Consider the following 1,275-nt stretch of genomic DNA (forward strand, 5'->3'; position numbering starts at 1 on the left):
CGCGAAAGGGTGGTGCCGCGGTGACCGCGGATTCCGGGCACGCCAGACCGGTCGAGGGGCGCGGCGCCCCGCCCCCCGGGGGCCCGGCCCCCCGGGCGGCCCGCCCCGGTGGGGCCGGCACGCGGGCGTCAGCCGACCCGGGGCGTGCCCGTCAGCGCCACCCCGGCCCCGTCGAGCTGCGCCAACGCGGTGTCCACGGTCGCCCGCGCCACGCCCGCCGTCAGGTCCAGCAGCACGGTCGTGGCGAACCCGGCGTCCACCGCGTCCAACGCCGTCGCCCGCACGCAGTGGTCCGTGGCGATGCCGACCACGTCCACCTGCGCCACGCCACGCGCCCGCAGCCAGTCCACGAGCCGCTCCCCGCCGCCGGACGCGCCCTCGAACCCCGAGTACGCCGCCGCGTGCGCGCCCTTGGAGAACACCGCCTCCACCGCCGTCACGTCCAGCTCGGGGTGGAACGACGCGCCGGGCGTCCCGGCCACGCAGTGCACCGGCCACGAGTCGACGAAGTCCGGCGTCTCGCTGAAGTGCGACCCCGGGTCCACGTGGTAGTCGCGGGTCGCCACCACGTGGTCGTACGACGAGGACGCGACGTGCGCCGAGATCGCCGCCGCCACGGCCGCGCCCCCGGCCACCGCCAGGGAGCCGCCCTCGCAGAAGTCGTTCTGCACGTCCACCACGATCAGCGCCTTGCTCATGGAACCCAGCCCCCTACAGGAAGGTCGTCGGAATCGCGGGCTCGCCGCGGGACAGCTTCAAACCCTCCCACGGCACGGTCACGAGGGCGGCACGCAACCGGTCGCGGCTCTGCGCCAACGTGTCCAGGCCGTCCACCCGCCGGCCGCCCCGGACCAGCGGCACGGCGAGCAGCCGGTCGTGCTCGCCCGGCTCCGGCTGCGCCTCGTGCGGGAACACGACCTCCTCCAACGCCGTCCCGGTCTCCTTGTGCCGCCGCAGCGCGCTCTTGCGCCCACCGCGCGACTCCTTGTGCGAGCTGCGCTTGGCCACCGGCCGCCCGTCCACCTCGACCAGCTTGTAGACCATGCCCGCGGTGGGCGCGCCGGACCCCGTGACCAGCGACGTTCCCACGCCGTACGCGTCCACCGGCTCGGCCCGCAGCATCGCGATCGAGAACTCGTCCAGGTCGCCCGACACGACGATCCGGGTGTTGGGCGCGCCCCGCGCGGGGGGGGGGTGGGGCGGGCCCCCGCCCCCCCCCCCCCCCGCGCCCCCGCCGCGGCGCCCCCCCCCCCCCCCCCCCCCCGCGCCCCGCCG

1 protein-coding gene is annotated in these 1,275 nt (G+C 77.5%); it reads right to left on the reverse strand.

Going from position 1 to position 1,275, the window contains the following annotated elements:
• Positions 1–128: 128 nt before the first annotated feature.
• Entirely contained in the window at positions 129–698 is a 570-nt protein-coding gene (locus ACFXGA_RS34265) for an isochorismatase family protein (RefSeq protein ID WP_378095264.1), read from the reverse strand.
• Positions 699–1,275 lie beyond the last annotated feature (577 nt).

Source organism: Actinosynnema sp. NPDC059335 (genome assembly GCF_042752395.1).
Classification (GTDB): domain Bacteria; phylum Actinomycetota; class Actinomycetes; order Mycobacteriales; family Pseudonocardiaceae; genus Actinosynnema.